The following is an 18,031-nucleotide window of genomic DNA, read 5'->3' as shown; positions in this document are numbered from 1 at the left end:
CACTCGCGAAAACCCGTCTGTCACGGAGTAATGTCCCACCTGAGAAGACGATCACGAGGAAGGACGGCTCAATGCTCTCCCGCCTGTTTGCCCCGAAGGTGAAGGTCAGCGCGCACTGCGACCTGCCCTGCGGTGTCTACGACCCGGCCCAGGCCCGCATCGAGGCCGAGTCGGTCAAGGCCACCCAGGAGAAGATGCAGGCGAACGACGACCCGCACTTCCAGGCCCGTGCGACCACCATCAAGGAAGAGCGCGCGGAGCTCGCCAAGCACCACGTGTCGGTGCTGTGGAGCGACTACTTCAAGCCGCCGCACTTCGAGAAGTACCCGGAGCTGCACCAGCTCGTCAACGACGCCCTGAAGGCCCTCTCGGCCGCCAAGGCGTCCACGGACCCGGCCACCGGCCAGAAGGCGCTCGACTACATCGCGCAGATCGACAAGATCTTCTGGGAGACCAAGAAGGCCTGAGCTGCCCACCCGAGCAGCGCATCAGAGCGAGGGCCCGGCCGTGCGCACCCGCACGGCCGGGCCCTCGTGCCGTCCCGCCGGACCGGCGGGTGATCAAGTCCCGTAGATTGCCCGCATGTCGACACCCGGTCCTTACCAGCAGAACCCGTACCAGCAGAACCCGTACCAGCAGAGCCCGTACGCCGCGCAGGAGCCCGCCGTCGTCCTGACGCCGCCGCCGGTGCCGCCCGGGCCGCCCGCGACGGGTGGACGCGGGCCCGTGGCCGGGTGGCTGTGGGCGCTGGGCGGGGTGGCGGTGGCCTCGGCGGTGTGGGCGGGGGCGCTGTTCGCGACCGGCACCATCGGCGGCCCGGACGCCGACTTCGCGGGCCACCGGTACCGGGAGGACCTGTGTGAGCCCGTGTCCCTGGACGCCTTCCGCAAGCGGTACGAGGTGGAGAAGGGCGAGGGCGGGGACAACAGCTACGGCTCCCGCCAGAAGGGCCTCGACCAGAGCTACTGCAGCCGCAGCCTGAAGGACCCCAGGGCCGGCGGGGACTCGCTGGCGAGCGTCTACGTCTCCGCGCGGGCCGAGTGGCACAAGGCGTCGGACCCGGCGGGCGAGTTCGCCTCGCGCCAGCTCGCGTACGAGGACCAGTCCGAGGCGGACTACGGCTACGAGGTCGAGGCCGTCAAGGGCTTCGGCGACGAGGCGTACGTGGTCACCGAGAGGCGCGGCACGGACAAGGGCGGCCTGGACGGGATGACGCTGTCCGTACGGGACGGCTGGTTCACCTTCGAGCTGCGCTGGTCCTGGTTCGGCGGCGGCCCCGACGACAAGGCCGTGCCGCCGACCGAGCAGGAGGTCCGCGCGATGCTGGAGGGCGACACCCGCGCGGCGCTGGACAGGCTCAAGGGGTAACCGCCGGGGCGTGGTGGGCCCACGTCAGCAGCGTGTGCGCCCGGCCGTTGCTCCGTACCGTCGCGGGCGGCTCGCCGGTGAGGCGGAAACCGGCCGCCCTCGCGACCGCCACGCTCGCGGCGTTGTCCGGCTCGATCCGCAGGACCACCCGCGAAAGGCCCAGCGCGCCGTGGGCGTGGCCGGTCAGCAGCCGGGTGGCGCGCGCGGCGAGGCCCCGGCCGCGGTGGGCGGCGCCGACCGCGTACCCGAGGGCGCCGTCGGACAGGGACAGCAGCACCTCGCCGAGCGGCGCGCCGCCGTCCTCGGTGATCGCCAGGTGCAGGCGGGTGCCCTCGGCGCGGGTGCGGCGGATCATCGCCAGGTACGCGGCGGCCGCGGCCTCGTCGAAGGGGGTGGCGAGGGGCGTGCGGTACGCGACGGCGGGGTCGTCGAACAGCCGGGACATGACGGGGAGGTCCGCGTCGGTCCACTCGCGCAGGCCGAGCGGGCCGTCGGTGAGGATCATGGGCGCTCGTTCCTGTCGGCGGGGGTCATGGTGTCAGGCCGCCCGCGCCAGGGGGCTTCCGTGGCGCAGCAGCCACTGGCGGTACGCCGAGGTGCGCAGCGCGGCCTCGCGGTAGGCGGCCGCGAGGTCCGCGTACGCCGCCTCGGCGTGCCCGGCGTCGGTGTCCGTGCCGGGGCGGCTGTAGAGCAGCAGGCGCACGGCCAGCGGGTCGCCGCGTAACGGCCGTATCGCCATGTCGTCGCGCGGCCCCGACGTCGGCTGGCAGGGTGCCACCACCTCGCCGGCCACGATGAGCGACGCGGCCGTGTGGTAGTCGCCGTGCAGCACGGGCGGGTCGATCCCGGCCGCCGCGAGCACCCGGCGCAGCCCGTCCCACTCGCCGTCCACGGTGGGGTCGACGATCCACCGGTCGCCGGCCAGGTCGGTGAGTGCCACGACGGGCGCGGCGGCGGCCGGGTGGTCCCGTGCCATGGAGATGAACTGCGGCTCCCGCTCCACCAGTACGCGCCGCTCCAGCCCCTCGGGGACGCGCAGCGGGCAGCCCTCCACCTCGTGGACGAACGCCACGTCGAGCTGTCCCGCCGCCAGCGCCCGCAGCAGGGCGCCCGCCGAGACGTCCATGTGCAGCGTGATGTCCGTGCCGGGCAGGCGGTTGCGCAGCCGCCGCAGCCAGCCCGCCAGCACCCGGCTGGCGGTGGAGCCGAGGCGCAGCCGGGCGCCGTCGGCGCGGGCGGCGGCGGCCCTGGTCTCGGTGACGAGCAGGGCCATCTGGGCCACCAGGGGGCGGGCGCGGCTGAGGACGGCGTGGCCCAGCGGGGTGGGCCGGCAGCCGGTGCGCTCGCGGGCGAACAGCTCGGCGCCCAGCGCGTGTTCGATGCGCCGCAACTGGGTCGTCAGGGACGGCTGGCTGACGCCGAGCAGCCGGGCCGCCTTGTGCAGGCTGCCCGTGTCCGCGATGGCGCACAGCGCCCGCAGGTGCCTCACCTCCAGCTCCATGCCCCGAGGGTAGGGCGGTTGACGCCTGTACCACCAGATACGGCAGGGGACTTGGGGGCCGGGTGATGCGCCGGTGCTATCGCCCGTTGACATCATCCGTACGGGGCGCCGGCTCCTCGACACTCTCCCCAACCGAACGGCCCACCCAGCCGTTCAGGATCACGAGGAGCCCCCCATGAGACACCGCAGGACCGTGCTGTCCGCCGCCCTGAGCCTCGCCGCCGCCCTCGCCGCCGTACCGGCCGCGACCGCCACCGCCACCGCTGCCACCCCGGCGCCCGCGCCGTACGCGGCGTACGCCGGGTCCGCCGAGGACGCCAAGGCGAACCGGGCCTTCTTCGAGGCCGTCATGGAGTCGGTCGCCGAGAAGCGGGCCGCCAACCCCGGCGCGCAGGCCGTCACCGTGGTCTACTCGGCGGCCAACGCCCCGAGCTTCCGCACCCAGATAGCCCGCTCCACCCAGATCTGGAACAGCTCCGTGAGCAACGTGAAGCTCCAGGAGGGCAGCAACCCGGACTTCCGGTACTACGAGGGCAACGACTCCCGCGGCTCGTACGCCAGCACCGACGGCCACGGCCGGGGGTACATCTTCCTCGACTACCGGCAGAACCAGATCTACAACTCCACCCGCGTCACCGCCCACGAGACCGGCCACGTCCTCGGCCTGCCGGACCACTACTCCGGTCCGTGCAGCGAGCTGATGTCCGGCGGCGGCCCCGGCCCGTCCTGCCAGAACGCGCAGCCGAACACCCAGGAGCGCGCCCGCGTGGACTACCTGTGGCGCAACGGCCTCGCCGCCGCCGTGGCCAGGGTGTCCTGACCGGGCCGTAGTCGTCCGGCGGGCCGGGGAGCGAGCCGCCCCCGGCCCGCCGTGCGCCGGGCGCGTATCAGGCGGCGGCCTCCGCGCCCTGGAGGATCGTGCGGCCGAACCGCGTGCCGGGCGGGAGTTGGCGGAGGATGCGCCCGAGGGCCTGGTCGAAGTCGCCCCCGGCGAGGCCCGATTCGTACGCCGCTCCCCCGCAGTGCAGGGTCAACTGAAGATCCACTCGCTCGGGTGAGCCGTCGGACAGGGCTTCACCCAGCGCCAACAGGCAACTGAGGGTGGCGTGTTGGGCGGCGCCGCCGGTGAGGACCGGCAGCGGCAGGTCCCATTCCAGCACGCAGCCGGCCAAGGGCAGGCCGCCGTTCTCCTCCGCCGCGCGCAGCGCCTCACAGCTCGCGCCCGCGTACTCCACGCCCCTGATGCGGGTGGCGATGTGCCGCCCGTCCGCCGTGATGGTGATGGCTTCCGCACCGCGGCGGTCCCGGTACCAGCCGGTCCAGACTTCCGTCGACTCCGATGACATGGCGCGGACTGTAGCGGTAGGACCGCCTCCCACGTGCGGCGGTCACCCCAGGAGCCTGACTTCAGCCGGTCTCGGTGCTCTTGCCCGGCTCGTCCTGCGCCGGCTCGGCGTACCGCTCGCAGTGGGGGTCGCGGCAGGGCCCGGGCTCCCACACGGGGGCCCAGGCGCCGAGGATCTTGTGTCGCTTGAGGACCGTACCCACAGGCTGTCCGCAGCTCGGGCACCGGCGCTCGGGCCCTGCCTGCGGGCGGTGGACGGTCTCACGTCCTTCGCTGCTGCCCATGGCCCCAGGATAGGGCGGTTCCGGCGGTCCGGACAGGCGACGGTCAGCGCCTGCTGTACCAGCGCACGACGACCCCGTTGCCGAAGGAGCGGACGGCGTCCAGGGCGAAGTCACCGATGGCGAAGCCACTGGCGAACATCGGCATGCCGGAGCCGTACACCTGGGGGTAGGTCTTGATCACCAGCTCGTCGATCTCGTCGACGAGCTCACCGGCGATGCGCGAGCCGCCGCACAGCCAGATGCCGAGGTCGCCCTCCTCGGCCTTGAGCTCCCGCACGCGCTCCACGATGCCGTCGCGGACGATCTCCACGTTGGGGTGCGGGGACTCCTCGATCGTGCGGGAGGCGACGATCTCACGCAGGTGCCCGTACGGGCTGGGCTCGCCCGCGTCGAGGCCGAGCTGGTAGCTGCCGCGGCCCTGGACGACGGTGTCGAACCGCTTGTTCGCCACGCCGTCCAGCCCCAGGGTCCTGCGCCCCTCGGCCGGCAGGGTGTCGGGGTACTCGCCCGTCAGGAATTCCAGGTACTCCTCGTCGATGTACCGCATGAAGGAGCTGGCGTCGCCGCCGGGGTCACCGATGAAGCCGTCGATCGAGCAGGCGACGAGGTAGGTCAGTTTTCGCACGTCGTGTCCTTGCGTGTCGGGAGAGGCGGCGGAACGACCCCGCAACCACGACAATCATAGTGCTTCATATGAAGTGGTTTCGCAACCCGGGACACACGGAAGCGCCCGCCCGGTGGAGGATCACCGGGCGGGCACGGCGGCCGCGTCCGGGACCGGACCCGCCCGGCGCCCCGCCACGACCGGGGGCCGTCACCGCCAGCGGCTGACCTCCACGTTCTCCAGCACCCCGAGCGCGTCCGGCACGAGGATGGCCGCCGAGTAGTAGGCGGTGACCAGGTACGAGATGATCGCCTGCTCGTCGATGCCCATGAACCGGACCGACAGGCTCGGCTCGATCTCGTCGGGGATGCCGGTCTGGTGCAGGCCGATGACCCCCTGCTCGTCCTCGCCCGTACGCATGCAGATGATCGAGGTCGTCCGGGCCTCGGTCACCGGGATCTTGCTGCACGGGAAGATCGGCACCCCGCGCCAGGCCGGGATCTGGTGGCCCCCCACCTCGACGGAGCCGGGGACCAGGCCCCGCTTGTTGCACTCGCGCCCGAAGGCGGCGATGGCGCGCGGGTGGGCGAGGAACATCTTGTTGCCGCGGCGGCGGGAGAGCAGCTCGTCCATGTCGTCCGGGCCGGGCACGCCGTCGTGCGGCTGGAGCCGCTGCCCGTAGTCGCAGTTGGAGAGCAGCCCGAACTCCTTGTTGTTGATGAGCTCGTGCTCCTGGCGCTCGCGCAGCGCCTCGACGGTGAGCCGCAACTGCTGCTCGGTCTGGTTCATCGGCTGGTTGTACAGGTCGGCGACCCGGCTGTGGACCTTCAGCACCGTCTGCGCGACGCTCAGTTCGTACTCGCGCGGGGAGGCCTCGTAGTCGACGTACGTGTGCGGGACGACCGCCTCGCCGACGTGCCCGGCGGACAGGTCGATGGCCTTCTCGCCGTAGTGGTTGGTCCGCTGCTGCGGCAGGGACGCCAGGGCGGTGAGGTGCCCGGCCAGCGACTCGGCGCGCTCCGCCAGGTTCGTCACGTCGGCACGGGTGAGCTCCAGCACGGTGCACGCGGTCGCGGCGCGGGCCGTCCACTCCCAGGTGGCGTCCCGGTCGGTGAGGCAGCCGTCGCCGAAGTACGCCCCGTCGGCGAGGACGCCGAGCACCGCCTCGTCGCCGTACGGACCCGTGCCGACCTGCTCGACCCGGCCGTGGGCCAGCAGGAAGACCCGGTCGGCCTGCGCACCGGCCTCGGCGATCACGTCACCGGGTGCGAACTCCCGCTGCGTGCACCGCTGCGCCAGCTCCCCGAGCGCGGCCTCGTCCTCGTACGACCGCAGCGCCGGCAGCTCCCGCAGCTCGTTCGGGATCACGGCGACCCGCGCACCGGTCTGCACGAACGTCACACGCCCGTCGCCCACCGAGTAACTGAGTCGCCGGTTCACCCGGTACGTACCACCCTGCACCTGCACCCACGGAAGCATCCGCAACAGCCACCTGGAGGTGATCTCCTGCATCTGCGGAACCGACTTGGTGGTGGTCGCCAGGTTCCGCGCCGCGGCCGTGCCGAGACTCTGCTGCGGCTGCGCCTGCTCGGAGCGGATCTCCTCGCCAACCGAACCAACCGACATGAACATCCCTCTCGATCATGGACTGACCTTCAGAGGAAAAGCCTTTCAGCACGGTACGTGGCGACGCCATTACACAAATGAGCGAGACTGGTTCGTCACCCACTGGGCATGACTCGCGTTTCCCCCTCCTCTCCCACCCCAGACCCGGCTGTCCGGATCGGCTCGCACGCCGTCCGAACACCGCGACCCCGCCCCGCCCGCCGGGGTATGACCCCCGCAGGCACAACCGCGAAGGAGACGGCGTGGCCCCACCCATGTCCGCGAACGGCTTTCTCGACGCGCTGCGCGACGAAGGCCTCACCGTCGTCGAGGTCGGCGACTGGCGCACCCACAACCGCAACCACAAGGGCCCCTGGGGGCCGGTCCACGGCGTGATGATCCACCACACCGTCACCGAGGGCAGGGACCACACCGTCCGCCTCTGCCGGGACGGCCGTCCGGGCCTGCCGGGCCCGCTCTGCCACGGGGTGATCACCAAGGACGGCTGCGTCCACCTCGTCGGACACGGCCGCGCCAACCACGCCGGCCGGGGCGACCGCGACGTACTGCGCGCCGTGATCGCCGAGAAGGCGCTGCCGCACGACAACCAGACGAACGCCGACGGCAACACCCATTTCTACGGGTTCGAGTGCGAGAACCTGGGCGACGGCAAGGACCCGTGGCCCGAGGCGCAGCTCCTCGCCATCGAGAAGGCGGCGGCCGCGATCTGCCGCCGGCACGGGTGGACCGCCCGCTCGGTCATCGGCCACCTGGAGTGGCAGCCGGGCAAGGTCGACCCGCGCGGCTTCTCCATGACGACCATGCGGGCACGCATCGCCGAACGGCTGAAGTGACAATGGCCGGGTGAACGCGCTCGACCCCTCCGCCCTCCGCCCACTGCTCCCCTCACCCCTGGAGCCGGCCGAGGACGAGCGCTTCACCCGGCACGGCGTGCGGCTGCTGCTCAAGCGGGACGACCTGATCCACCCGGACCTGCCGGGCAACAAGTGGCGCAAGCTCGCGCCGAACCTGGCCGCCGCCGCGGGGCGCCCCGTGCTCACCTTCGGCGGCGCCTACTCCAACCACCTGCGCGCCACGGCCGCCGCGGGGCGCCTGCTGGGCTTCCCCACCACCGGGGTGGTGCGCGGCGACGAGCTCGCCGGCCGGCCGCTGAACCCGTCGCTGGCGCGGTGCGCCCGGGACGGGATGCGGCTGGTGTTCGTGGACCGCGCCACGTACCGGGCGAAGGGCGACCCCGAGGTGCTGGCGCGGCTCCTGCGGGACGCCGCCCCGGACAGCTTCGTCGTCCCCGAGGGCGGCAGCAACGCGCTCGCGGTGCGCGGCTGCGCCGAGCTGGGGCGCGAGCTCGGCGCGGCGGGCGTGGACGTGGCGGCGGTCGCGTGCGGAACGGGCGGCACGCTCGCGGGGCTGGCCGCCGGGCTCGGCGCGGGCCGCCGCGCGCTCGGCGTACCGGTGCTGAAGGGCGGCTTCCTGGGCCCCGGGATACGGGACCTCCAAGAGGCCGCGTTCGGCGGCCCGAGCGGCGACTGGAGCCTCGACGAGCGGTTCCACTTCGGCGGCTACGCCCGCACCACGCCCGCCCTGGAGGAGTTCGCCGCCGACTTCGAGGCACGGCACGGACTCGCCATCGAGCGGATATATGTCGCCAAAATGCTGTACGGGCTCCTCACCCTGGTCCAGGAGGGCGCCTTCCCGCCCGGCACGGCGCTGGCCGCGGTGATCACCGGCCGCCCGGAGCCCTCTCAGCCGCCGGCTCCCTCCCGGTAGGCGGCGGCCTCCTCCAGGTCGAGCCGGCGCAGCAGGGTCCGCATCATCTCGTCGTCGATGCGCCGGGCGTCCCGCAGCCGGACGAACACCTCGCGTTCCGCTTCGATCATCTCCCGGGCCAGCCGCCGGTAGGTGTCGTCGGCCGACTCGCCCGTGACCGGGTTGACCGCGCCGAGCCGCTCCCACACGGCGTTGCGCCGCCGCTCCAGGACCGTGCGCAGCCGGCCGGCGAGCGGCCCCGGCAGCGCGTTGCGCTCGTCGGCGAGCAGCTCCTCCAGGCGCTGCTCGGCCGCCCGCGACGCCTCGCTCTGTGCCTGCGCCTCGGCCAGGGTCTCGGCCTGCGCGTCCCGTCCCGGCAGCTTCAGCGCCCGGATCAGCGGCGGCAGGGTGAGGCCCTGCACCACCAGGGTGCCGATGACCGTGGTGAACGTCAGGAACAGCACCAGGTTCCGGGCCGGGAACTCCTCGCCCGCCGTGGTCACCGGGATCGAGAAGGCGATCGCCAGCGACACCACGCCCCGCATCCCCGCCCAGCCGACGATCACCGGCGAGGTCCACCCCACCGACGGCTCCCGCTCCCGCACCCGCCGCGACAGGGCGCGCGGCAGGTAGGTGGCCGGGAACACCCAGACGAACCGCACCACCACCACCGCGAGGAAGACCCCCACCGCGTACAGCGCGGCCTCGCCCGTCCCGTACGTGCCGAGCTCCCGCACCACATGGGGGAGCTGGAGCCCGATCAGGGCGAAGACGGCCGACTCCAGCACGAAGGCGACCACCTTCCACACCGCCTCCTCCTGGAGCCGGGTGGCGAAGTCGACCTGCCAGGCGCGGTGCCCCAGGTAGAGGGCCACCACGACGACAGCGAGCACCCCGGAGGCGTGCACGCGCTCGGCGGCCGCGTACGCCACGAACGGGATCAGCAGCGACAGGGTGTTCTGGAGCAGCGGCTCGCGCAGGGAGCGGCGCAGCCAGTGGATGGGCACCATGAGCACCAGGCCCACGCCGATGCCCCCGAGGGCCGCGAGGGCGAATTCGCCGATCCCGCCGGCCCAGCTCACGCCCTCCCCGACGGCCGCCGCGAGCGCCACCTTGTACGCGGTGATCGCGGTCGCGTCGTTCACCAGGGACTCGCCCTGGAGGATCGTGGTGATCCGGCCCGGCAGCCCGAGCCGCCGGGCGATCGCGGTGGCCGCGACCGCGTCCGGGGGCGCGACCACGGCGCCCAGCACCAGGGCGGCGGTCAGCGGCAGCTCCGGCACCATCAGGTGGGCGAGGTAGCCGACGGCGAGCGTCGCGAAGAGCACGTACCCGACCGACAGCAGGGCGACCGGCCGCAGATTGGCCCGCAGGTCCAGGTACGAGGAGTCCAGCGCGGCCGTGTGCAGCAGCGGAGGCAGCAGCAGGGGCAGCACGATGTGCGGGTCCAGCGTGTAGTCGGGCACCCCCGGCACGTAGGAGGCGGCCAGCCCGGCCGCCACCAGCAGCAGGGGCGCCGGCACGGGCGTCCTGCGGGCCGCCCCCGCGATCGCGGCGCTCACCGCGACCAGCGCCACCAACGGCAGTGCGTCCATCGTCTCCCCATCCGGTAGGTCGGCCGTGAGGCGTTCGCCCTGCCGCACCCGTGGCCGGCGTCCACCGGGCCCCGCCTCGGTGCGCCCCGGGGGCGGCGCCTCAGTAGTCTGGCCATCATGCGCGAGTGTCCGCACCTGGCCGAACTGCCGCGGCCCGAGCCCGTCCCCCTGAACGAGACCTGTCCGGAGTGCGCCGCCGACGGTACGCACCCGGTGCAGCTCCGGCTGTGCCTGCTGTGCGGGCACGTCGGCTGCTGCGACTCCTCGGCGGGCCGGCACGCCACACAGCACTTCAAGGACACCGGTCACGCGGTGATGCGGACCTTCGAACCCGGCGAGAAGTGGCGTTGGTGCTTCGTGGACGGTTCGATCGTGTGAGCCCTGGGTACGTCAACCCTCCGCCGGTTTCTCGCGATTGGGGCCCGCAGACCTCTAGCCACTGTGCGTACTCATATGCCTACCATGAGTGACAGCGCCGGACCGGGGGTCCCGGCGACACGGCACCATGGATCGCGATAGCGTCACCGCGGACTACGCACACCTGCGTACCGCACCGGTTCGGGGGAGGATGTCCCCCTCCCGAGCCCCGAAAGAGCTTGTGCCACCTTGGAGGTGAGGGTGTCCCAGATCGCAGGCGAGCCCGGGACCCAGGACTTCGTGGAAGTCCGGCTGCCCGCTGCGGGTGCCTACCTGTCCGTGCTGCGTACGGCCACGGCCGGCCTGGCGGCGCGTTTGGACTTCACCCTCGACGAGATCGAGGACCTGCGCATCGCGGTCGACGAGGCGTGCGCGATCCTGCTCCAGCAAGCCGTGCCCGGCTCGGTCCTGAGCTGTGTGTTCCGGCTCATCGACGACTCCCTGGACGTGACGGTCTCGGCGCCCACGACCGACGGCCGGGCGCCCGAGCGCGACACGTTCGCCTGGACGGTGCTGTCGGCACTGGCCGGCAAGGTCGACTCGTCCGTCGCCGACGACCGGACGGTCTCCATCAGCCTGTACAAACAGCGCGGCGCGGGACCCGGGCCGGCGTGAGGAACGGGGACGGTCCGGTGCGAGACGAGGAGCGCGGCCCGCGGGCGTTGAGCTCGATCCCGGAACAGCAGGCGCGGCCGCACCCGGTGGACGGTCTTTTGGATGAGCGGGCGGACCGGATGAACGAGCAGCAGCACACCCAGCACGATCCGCACGATCGCAGCGGCGCGAAGGCGCTGTTCATCGAGTTGCGCACGCTGCCCGACGGCTCGCCCGAGCGGGCCGAGCTGCGCAACCGGCTGGTGCGGATGCACCTGCCGCTGGTCGAGCACCTCGCGCGCCGGTTCCGCAACCGCGGGGAGCCGCTGGACGACCTCACGCAGGTCGCCACCATCGGCCTGATCAAGTCCGTCGACCGGTTCGACCCCGACCGGGGTGTCGAGTTCTCGACGTACGCGACGCCCACGGTCGTCGGTGAGATCAAGCGCCACTTCCGCGACAAGGGCTGGGCGGTGCGGGTGCCCCGCCGCCTCCAGGAGCTGCGCCTCTCCCTGACCACGGCCACCGCCGAGCTCTCCCAGCTCCACGGCCGCTCCCCGACCGTGCACGAGCTGGCCGAGCGCCTCGGCATCTCGGAGGAGGAGGTCCTGGAGGGGCTGGAGTCGGCGAACGCGTACTCGACGCTCTCCCTGGACGTCCCCGACACGGACGACGAGTCCCCGGCGGTCGCGGACACCCTCGGCGCGGAGGACGAGGCGCTGGAGGGCGTGGAGTACCGCGAGTCCCTCAAGCCGCTGCTGGAGGATCTTCCGCCGCGTGAGAAGCGCATCCTGCTGCTGCGCTTCTTCGGCAACATGACCCAGTCGCAGATCGCCCAGGAGGTCGGCATCTCGCAGATGCACGTCTCCCGCCTCCTGGCCCGCACGCTGGCGCAGCTTCGCGAGAAGCTCCTGGTCGAGGAGTAGCCCCCGGCGTCAGGCGCGGGGGCGGATGCCCAGGGCCCTGGTGGTCGCGGGGTGCACCAGCAGGACCAGGCCGGTCAGGGCGGCGGCCGCCAGGGCGATCCCGCCCGGGATGGCGGCGCTGTCCGCCTGGAGGAGCGTCCAGGCGACGGGCAGGGCCATGAGCTGGGTGATGATCGCCGGCCCGCGGCTCCAGCTCCGGCACCGCAGCAGGCCGCGCGCGGCGATCAGCGGGATCAGGCCGAGTGCCAGGAGCGTGGCGCCGCCCGTCACTGCCTGGGTCAGGTCGTCGGGCCGGCCCGTGAGGCTCGTCACGAGGAGGTACACGCCCCCGGCGAACAGGGCGAGCGCCTCCAGCCCGGCCACGGCCGCTGCGGCGGTGACCCGGGCGGGGCGCGGGGCGGTGGAGGGGTGCTCGGCGGGTGTCTGCTCCGTACTGCTCACCCTCGCAGGGTAGCCGCCGGCCGCGTCCACGGACCGGGCCGGGGCTGGGCCGCGGTACCACGCGGTAGGTAACCTGGCGGGCATGCGCGCACTCCTCGTGGTCAACCCGGCAGCCACCACCACCAGTGCCCGCACCCGTGACGTACTGATCCACGCGCTGGCCAGCGAGATGAAGCTGGAGGCGGTCACGACCGAGTACCGGGGCCACGCCCGCGACCTGGCCCGCCGGGCCGCCGAGTCCCGGGACGTCGAGCTGGTGGTCGCCCTCGGCGGCGACGGCACGGTCAACGAGGTCGTCAACGGCCTGCTCCACCACGGCCCCGATCCCGAGCGGCTGCCGCACCTGGCGGTGGTGCCCGGGGGGTCCACCAATGTCTTCGCCCGCGCGCTCGGCCTGCCCAACGACGCCGTCGAGGCGACCGGTGTCCTGCTGGACGCGCTGCGCGAGAGGCGCGACCGCACGGTCGGCCTGGGGCTCGCGGCGGGCACGCCCGGCACCGAGGACGAGGCGGTTCCGGCGCGCTGGTTCACGTTCTGTGCCGGTTTCGGCTTCGACGCGGGCGTGATCGGCCGGGTCGAACAGCAGCGCGAGCGCGGCAAGAGGTCGACGCACGCCCTCTACATCCGGCAGGCCATGCGCCAGTTCCTGGACGAGCCCCGCCGGAGGAACGGTGTGATCACCCTGGAGCGGCCCGGCCACGACCCGGTCAACGATCTTTCGCTGTCGATAGTCTGCAACACCGCGCCCTGGACCTATCTGGGCAATCGTCCGGTGTACGCCTCACCCCGGGCGTCCTTCGACACGGCGCTCGACCTGCTCGGACTGAGCAAGCTGTCGACCGCCTCCGTGGCGCGGTACGCGACCCAGTTGCTGACCTCCAGCCCGGAGCGCGGACCTCGGGGGAAGCACGCGCTCTCCCTGCACGATCTGACCGACTTCGCCTTGCATTCGAAGGTGCCGCTGCCCTTCCAGATGGACGGAGACCACCTGGGGCTCCGGAGCAGCGTGACGTTCACAGGCGTTCGTCGTGCACTGCGTGTGATTGTGTGAGTGGAAGGGCCCTTGGTCCTTTATCTCGAACGTATGGGCCAGGGTCCACCCCATAGAAGTACGGCTGTGACCTAGCCGACACCGAGGAATCAAAAAAAACTTTCCGGAAGGGGTTGTATCCGCCGCCGAGGTTTGCGAATCTCTACATGGCGATCGGGACGGCCCGCAGCACCGGCCTCCAGTGAAAGCCAGAACCCCTCCTCAAATCCAGGACCACACCAGGCCATCTGGCGTTCGGCCCTTCCCTTGTTGAGGGATTCGTGAAAGCGTTCACATTCACAAGCAACTTGCATGCAACACCAAGGAGAGGTAGCAGCCATGGACTGGCGTCACAACGCCGTTTGTCGTGAGGAAGACCCCGAGCTGTTCTTCCCCATCGGCAACACCGGTCCTGCGCTGCTGCAGATCGAGGAAGCCAAGGCTGTCTGCCGTCGCTGCCCCGTCATGGAGCAGTGCCTGCAGTGGGCGCTCGAGTCCGGCCAGGACTCCGGCGTCTGGGGTGGCCTCAGCGAGGACGAGCGTCGCGCCATGAAGCGCCGCGCCGCTCGCAACCGGGCGCGTAACGCCAGCGCCTGAGCGACGCCACCGCTACGAGCCTGAGCCAGGCGGCGCGTACAGCGTGTACGCACCCACCCGCCTCCCGAGCCGCAGCGCGCAGCAGTAACCCGAAGCGTTCGAGCCCTGGACCGTCTCCCACGGTCCAGGGCTCGCTGCTGTTTCCGGGGCTACTTCTGCGGCGTCACGGGGATGTCGAGCACCACGCGCGTGCCGCGCTCGGGGGCGGGCTGCATGTCGAACGTACCGCCCAACTCCCCCTCCACCAGCGTGCGTACGATCTGGAGCCCCAGGTTCCCGGCGCGCTGCGGGTCGAAGCCCTCGGGCAGTCCGCCGCCGTCGTCCTGAACGGTGATCAGGAGCCGGGCGTCGCGGGCGCGCGGGTCGCCGCGCACGGCCGAGACCTCCACGGTGCCCTGCTCGGCCGGGGCGAAGGCGTGCTCCAGGGCGTTCTGGAGGATCTCGGTGAGGACCATCGAGAGCGGGGTGGCGACCTCGGCGTCGAGGATGCCGAAGCGGCCGTTGCGGCGGCAGGTGACCTTGCCGGGCGAGATCTCGGCGACCATCGAGATGACCCGGTCGGCGATCTCGTCGAACTCGACCCGTTCGTCCAGGTTCTGCGAGAGCGTCTCGTGGACGATGGCGATGGAGCCCACGCGCCGCACGGCCTCGTTGAGCGCCTCGCGGCCCCGGTCGGAGTCCATCCGGCGGGCCTGGAGGCGGAGCAGGGCGGCGACGGTCTGGAGGTTGTTCTTCACCCGGTGGTGGATCTCCCGGATGGTGGCGTCCTTGGTGATCAACTCGCGCTCGCGGCGGCGCAGTTCGGTGACGTCCCGGAGCAGGACCAGGGAACCGATGCGCGTGCCCTTGGGCTTGAGGGGGATCGCCCGGAGCTGGATCACCCCGCCGTTGCCCTCCACCTCCGTCTCGCGCGGGGCGTAGCCGCTCGCCAGTTTGACCAGGGCCTCGTCGACCGGGCCGCGGGAGGGGGCGAGTTCGGCGGTGATCTGGCCGAGGTGCTGGCCGACGAGGTCCGCGGCCAGCCCGAGGCGGTGGTACGCGGAGAGGGCGTTGGGCGAGGCGTACTGGACGACGCCGTCCGCGTCCAGGCGGATCAGGCCGTCCCCGGCGCGCGGGGAGGCGTCCATGTCGACCTGCTGCCCCGGGAAGGGGAAGGTGCCGGCGGCGATCATCTGGGCGAGGTCGGAGGCGGACTGGAGGTAGGTGAGCTCCAGCCGGCTGGGGGTGCGGACCGTGAGCAGGTTGGTGTTGCGGGCGATCACGCCGAGGACGCGGCCCTCCCGGCGTACGGGGATGGACTCGACCCTGACCGGGACCTCCTCGCGCCACTCCGGGTCGCCCTCGCGCACGATGCGGCCCTCGTCGAGCGCGGCGTCGAGCAGCGGGCGGCGGCCGCGCGGGACCAGGTGCCCGACCATGTCGTCCTGGTAGGAGGTGGGTCCCGTGTTGGGCCGCATCTGGGCGACGGAGACGTACCGCGTGCCGTCGAGGGTGGGGACCCACAGGACGAGGTCGGCGAAGGAGAGGTCGGAGAGCAGTTGCCACTCCGACACCAGCAGGTGGAGCCACTCGAGGTCGGAGTCGCTCAGAGCGGTGTGCTGGCGTACGAGGTCGTTCATGGAGGGCACGTCTGCGAGCGTACCCGGGCGCCCGAGCCTGGTGTTCTGCCGGTGGGTGAGGGAGTATGGGTGATGGATTATCGATCGCATGCCCATGGACAGACCAGATTGGTCTAGTCCACAATGGCCATGTCACCATGTAAGGCTTCCGCCCTCCCCGCACAGGAGGGTGGAGCGAGGTACCCGGCGCTCTCTGCCCTGACTGCGCCGAGTCCTCCAGACGGCCGCGGGACCGCACACCCGACGGCCGGGCAACTCCGGGCTGCGGTGCCGGACGGGTTGAGGGTCCCGTCCTGGCGCCGCGGCCCGCGGGTTTTTCCGGGGCGTGCGCGGGCGTTTCCTCGGGGGCCCGGGTTTCCGGAGCACGCGTTCTTCCGGGCGTGCGTGCCGGGGTCAGCGGGTCTCGGTGACCTTGGCCAGGGCGCGGGGGGCGTCGGGGTCCTGGCCGCGCGCGATGGTGACCTCGTGGGCGAGGAGCTGGAGCGGCAGGATCTCCAGGATCGGCTGGAGCTCCTCGGGCAGCCCTTCGGTGGGCAGCACGAACCCGGCCGACGCGGCCTCCACCTGGGGGCGGGGGCCGATGACGACGAGGTCCGCGCCGCGGCCCCGGAGACGGTCGAGGACCGGCTGGAGCGCGGCGCCGCCCTTGCCGTCCGGCACGACCGCGATGACGGGCGAGATGTTGTCGACCATGGCGAGCGGGCCGTGCAGCAGGTCGGCGCCCGAGTAGGCGAGGGCCGGGATGTAGCTGGTCTCCATCAGCTTGAGCGCGGCCTCCTTGGCCGTGGGGTAGCCGTAGCCGCGCGAGGTGATCACCATGCGCTCGGCGAACCGGTAGCGCCCCGCCAGCGCGTGCACCTCGGGGCGGCGGTCCAGGACCCGGGCGGCGAGGCCGGGGACGGCACGGGCGGCCGCCACGGCGCCGTCGCCGCCGAGGCCCTCGACGAAGAGGTACAGGGCGAGCAGCGAGGCGGTGTACGTCTTGGTGGCGGGCAGGGCCTTCTCGGGGCCGGCCAGGATGTCGATGTGGTGCTCGGAGACCGCCGCGAGCGGTGAGTCCGCGTTGTTGGTGACGGCGAGGGTGATGGCCCCGGCCTCGCGGGCCGCCTTGGTGGAGGCGACCAGGTCCGGTGAGCCGCCGGACTGGCTGACGGTGATCACGAGGACGTCGGTGAGGTCGGGCTTCGCGCCGTAGGCGGTGGTCGTCGACATCGACGTCAGCCCGCACGGCAGCCCGCGGCGGATCTCCAGCAGGTACTTGGCGTACAGGGCGGCGTTGTCGGACGTGCCGCGGGCCGTCAGCAGGACGAAGCGGGGCCCGCGTGCGGCGACCGCCCGTGCGACCTCCCGGATGGCCGGCGCGCCCTGCTCCAGGAGCCGCCGCAGCACGGCGGGCTGCTCCGCCATCTCCCCGGCCATGATCCCGCCCGGCTGCTCGCTCATGCGCACCAGTCGAGCACGGGCGCCCGGGAAACCGCCAGCCGGGAGGGCCATTCTGCTAGATTGGTCTATACCACATACGTCACTCCGAGATGGGCAGGCCCAGCGTGGAAGTTGTCATCGTCCAGGACGCCAAGGCAGGCGGCGAGCTCATCGCCGAGGGCATCGCCGGCCTTCTGCGCCGCAAGCCCGACGCGCTGCTCGGCGTGGCCACCGGCTCCACCCCCGTCCCGATCTACGAGGCGCTCACCGCCAAGGTCCGCGCGGGCGCCGTGGACGTCTCGCGCGCCCGGATCGCCCAGCTCGACGAGTACGTCGGCCTGCCGGCCGGGCACCCCGAGTCGTACCGCTCCACCGTGCTGCGCCAGGTCGTCGAGCCGCTGGGCCTGGGCCCCGGGGCCTTCATGGGCCCCGACGGCAGCGCCGAGGACGTCCAGGCGGCGTGCGAGGCCTACGACAGGGCGCTGGCCGAGGCGGGCGGCGTGGACCTCCAGATACTCGGCATCGGGACCGACGGGCACATCGGCTTCAACGAGCCGTGCTCGTCCCTGGCCTCCCGCACCCGCATCAAGACCCTGACCGAGCAGACCCGCGTCGACAACGCGCGCTTCTTCGACGGCGACATCGACCAGGTGCCCCACCACGTGATCACCCAGGGCATCGGCACCATCCTGGAGGCCCGCCACCTGGTCCTCCTCGCCACCGGTGAGGGCAAGGCCGAGGCCGTGGCCCAGACGGTCGAGGGGCCGGTCGCCGCCCTCGTACCGGCCTCCGCGCTCCAGTTGCACCCGCACGCGACGGTCGTCGTCGACGAGGCGGCCGCCTCCAAGCTGAAGCTCGCGGACTACTTCCGCCACACGTACGCGAACAAGCCCTCCTGGCAGGGCATCTGAGAAAG

The 18,031-nt window shown here is 72.3% G+C and carries 21 protein-coding genes; 11 read left to right on the top strand and 10 right to left on the bottom strand.

Features of this window, described 5'->3' with window-relative positions; all coding sequences use genetic code 11:
• Positions 1 to 71: 71 nt before the first annotated feature.
• Together sodN and E2B92_RS21310 are read left to right on the top strand one after the other, a co-directional pair.
• A complete protein-coding gene (sodN, locus tag E2B92_RS21315) occupies positions 72 to 467 on the top strand; it encodes a superoxide dismutase, Ni (protein WP_084895967.1) in 396 nt (131 codons plus the stop codon).
• Positions 468 to 582: 115 nt separating this feature from the next.
• Entirely contained in the window at positions 583 to 1,368 is a 786-nt protein-coding gene (locus tag E2B92_RS21310; protein ID WP_235023907.1) for a hypothetical protein, read from the top strand.
• Here the strand turns inward: E2B92_RS21310 and E2B92_RS21305 are convergent.
• Together E2B92_RS21305 and E2B92_RS21300 are read right to left on the bottom strand one after the other, a co-directional pair.
• The gene (locus tag E2B92_RS21305) at positions 1,358 to 1,873 is read right to left on the bottom strand and encodes a GNAT family N-acetyltransferase (protein ID WP_126883790.1); all 516 of its coding nucleotides are present in this window, start codon (positions 1,871 to 1,873) and stop codon (positions 1,358 to 1,360) included. The two genes, E2B92_RS21310 and E2B92_RS21305, sit on opposite strands and share 11 nt — an antisense overlap.
• 33 nt (positions 1,874 to 1,906) lie before the next feature.
• Positions 1,907 to 2,869: a LysR family transcriptional regulator gene (locus tag E2B92_RS21300; protein WP_185923514.1), complete on the bottom strand. Its 963-nt coding sequence runs from the start codon at positions 2,867 to 2,869 to the stop codon at positions 1,907 to 1,909.
• Positions 2,870 to 3,044: 175 nt separating this feature from the next.
• Between E2B92_RS21300 and snpA the strand changes: the two genes are divergently transcribed.
• Positions 3,045 to 3,689 carry a snapalysin gene (snpA, locus tag E2B92_RS21295; RefSeq protein WP_126883789.1) on the top strand — a complete coding sequence of 215 codons (645 nt, stop codon included), beginning with the start codon at positions 3,045 to 3,047 and terminating at the stop codon, positions 3,687 to 3,689.
• A gap of 67 nt (positions 3,690 to 3,756) precedes the next feature.
• Here the strand turns inward: snpA and E2B92_RS21290 are convergent, their stop codons facing one another.
• The 4 genes from E2B92_RS21290 to E2B92_RS21275 all read right to left on the bottom strand — a co-directional run bounded on the left by E2B92_RS21290 (position 3,757) and on the right by E2B92_RS21275 (position 6,728).
• Positions 3,757 to 4,215 (bottom strand): DUF6304 family protein, encoded by a 459-nt coding sequence (locus tag E2B92_RS21290; protein ID WP_126883788.1) that lies wholly within the window; start codon positions 4,213 to 4,215, stop codon positions 3,757 to 3,759.
• A 61-nt stretch (positions 4,216 to 4,276) separates the two neighbouring features.
• Complete coding sequence (locus E2B92_RS21285) at positions 4,277 to 4,498, bottom strand: hypothetical protein (protein WP_126883787.1); 222 nt, start codon at positions 4,496 to 4,498, stop codon at positions 4,277 to 4,279.
• Between the two features lie 43 nt (positions 4,499 to 4,541).
• A complete protein-coding gene (locus E2B92_RS21280) occupies positions 4,542 to 5,123 on the bottom strand; it encodes a dihydrofolate reductase family protein (RefSeq protein WP_126883786.1) in 582 nt (193 codons plus the stop codon).
• Between the two features lie 189 nt (positions 5,124 to 5,312).
• On the bottom strand, positions 5,313 to 6,728 hold the full coding sequence (locus E2B92_RS21275) for a family 2B encapsulin nanocompartment shell protein (protein ID WP_126883812.1): 1,416 nt from the start codon (positions 6,726 to 6,728) through the stop codon (positions 5,313 to 5,315).
• Between the two features lie 242 nt (positions 6,729 to 6,970).
• Here E2B92_RS21275 and E2B92_RS21270 point away from each other — a divergent pair, with 242 nt between their 5' ends.
• Entirely contained in the window at positions 6,971 to 7,561 is a 591-nt protein-coding gene (locus E2B92_RS21270) for an N-acetylmuramoyl-L-alanine amidase (RefSeq protein WP_126883785.1), read from the top strand.
• Between the two features lie 10 nt (positions 7,562 to 7,571).
• Entirely contained in the window at positions 7,572 to 8,495 is a 924-nt protein-coding gene (locus E2B92_RS21265; protein WP_126883784.1) for a 1-aminocyclopropane-1-carboxylate deaminase/D-cysteine desulfhydrase, read from the top strand.
• Here E2B92_RS21265 and E2B92_RS21260 read toward each other — a convergent pair.
• Complete coding sequence (locus E2B92_RS21260) at positions 8,471 to 10,069, bottom strand: Na+/H+ antiporter (RefSeq protein ID WP_126883783.1); 1,599 nt, start codon at positions 10,067 to 10,069, stop codon at positions 8,471 to 8,473. The two genes, E2B92_RS21265 and E2B92_RS21260, sit on opposite strands and share 25 nt — an antisense overlap.
• A 117-nt stretch (positions 10,070 to 10,186) precedes the next feature.
• Here E2B92_RS21260 and E2B92_RS21255 point away from each other — a divergent pair, with 117 nt between their 5' ends.
• The 3 genes from E2B92_RS21255 (at position 10,187) to E2B92_RS21245 (ending at position 12,006) form a co-directional block, all read left to right on the top strand.
• On the top strand, positions 10,187 to 10,447 hold the full coding sequence (locus E2B92_RS21255) for a UBP-type zinc finger domain-containing protein (RefSeq protein ID WP_126883782.1): 261 nt from the start codon (positions 10,187 to 10,189) through the stop codon (positions 10,445 to 10,447).
• 240 nt (positions 10,448 to 10,687) lie between these two features.
• Positions 10,688 to 11,101: an anti-sigma regulatory factor gene (locus tag E2B92_RS21250; RefSeq protein WP_073754203.1), complete on the top strand. Its 414-nt coding sequence runs from the start codon at positions 10,688 to 10,690 to the stop codon at positions 11,099 to 11,101.
• Positions 11,098 to 12,006 carry an RNA polymerase sigma factor SigF gene (locus E2B92_RS21245; RefSeq protein ID WP_126883781.1) on the top strand — a complete coding sequence of 303 codons (909 nt, stop codon included), beginning with the start codon at positions 11,098 to 11,100 and terminating at the stop codon, positions 12,004 to 12,006. The genes E2B92_RS21250 and E2B92_RS21245 overlap by 4 nt, the downstream gene beginning before the upstream one ends.
• 9 nt (positions 12,007 to 12,015) lie before the next feature.
• On the opposite strand, the gene E2B92_RS21240 is transcribed toward E2B92_RS21245, so the two are convergent.
• Positions 12,016 to 12,447 (bottom strand): hypothetical protein, encoded by a 432-nt coding sequence (locus tag E2B92_RS21240; RefSeq protein WP_126883780.1) that lies wholly within the window; start codon positions 12,445 to 12,447, stop codon positions 12,016 to 12,018.
• Between the two features lie 82 nt (positions 12,448 to 12,529).
• Between E2B92_RS21240 and E2B92_RS21235 the strand changes: the two genes are divergently transcribed.
• Together E2B92_RS21235 and E2B92_RS21230 are read left to right on the top strand one after the other, a co-directional pair.
• Positions 12,530 to 13,498, top strand: a complete 969-nt coding sequence (locus E2B92_RS21235; protein ID WP_126883779.1) for a diacylglycerol/lipid kinase family protein — start codon at positions 12,530 to 12,532, stop codon at positions 13,496 to 13,498.
• A gap of 318 nt (positions 13,499 to 13,816) precedes the next feature.
• A complete protein-coding gene (locus E2B92_RS21230) occupies positions 13,817 to 14,074 on the top strand; it encodes a WhiB family transcriptional regulator (RefSeq protein ID WP_003953983.1) in 258 nt (85 codons plus the stop codon).
• 149 nt (positions 14,075 to 14,223) lie between these two features.
• On the opposite strand, the gene E2B92_RS21225 is transcribed toward E2B92_RS21230, so the two are convergent.
• Complete coding sequence (locus E2B92_RS21225) at positions 14,224 to 15,693, bottom strand: sensor histidine kinase (protein WP_126883811.1); 1,470 nt, start codon at positions 15,691 to 15,693, stop codon at positions 14,224 to 14,226.
• 393 nt (positions 15,694 to 16,086) lie between these two features.
• Entirely contained in the window at positions 16,087 to 17,136 is a 1,050-nt protein-coding gene (locus tag E2B92_RS21220) for an SIS domain-containing protein (protein WP_126883778.1), read from the bottom strand.
• 104 nt (positions 17,137 to 17,240) lie between these two features.
• Here E2B92_RS21220 and nagB point away from each other — a divergent pair, with 104 nt between their 5' ends.
• Entirely contained in the window at positions 17,241 to 18,026 is a 786-nt protein-coding gene (nagB, locus tag E2B92_RS21215; RefSeq protein ID WP_126883777.1) for a glucosamine-6-phosphate deaminase, read from the top strand.
• The last annotated feature ends 5 nt before the right edge of the window (positions 18,027 to 18,031 follow it).

The sequence above is a fragment of the Streptomyces sp. WAC05374 genome, from assembly GCF_004353505.1.
In the GTDB taxonomy this organism is placed as follows: Bacteria; Actinomycetota; Actinomycetes; order Streptomycetales; family Streptomycetaceae; genus Streptomyces.
Note: the sequence above shows the minus strand (reverse complement) of the source record. Positions and strands in the feature narration are given on the sequence as shown.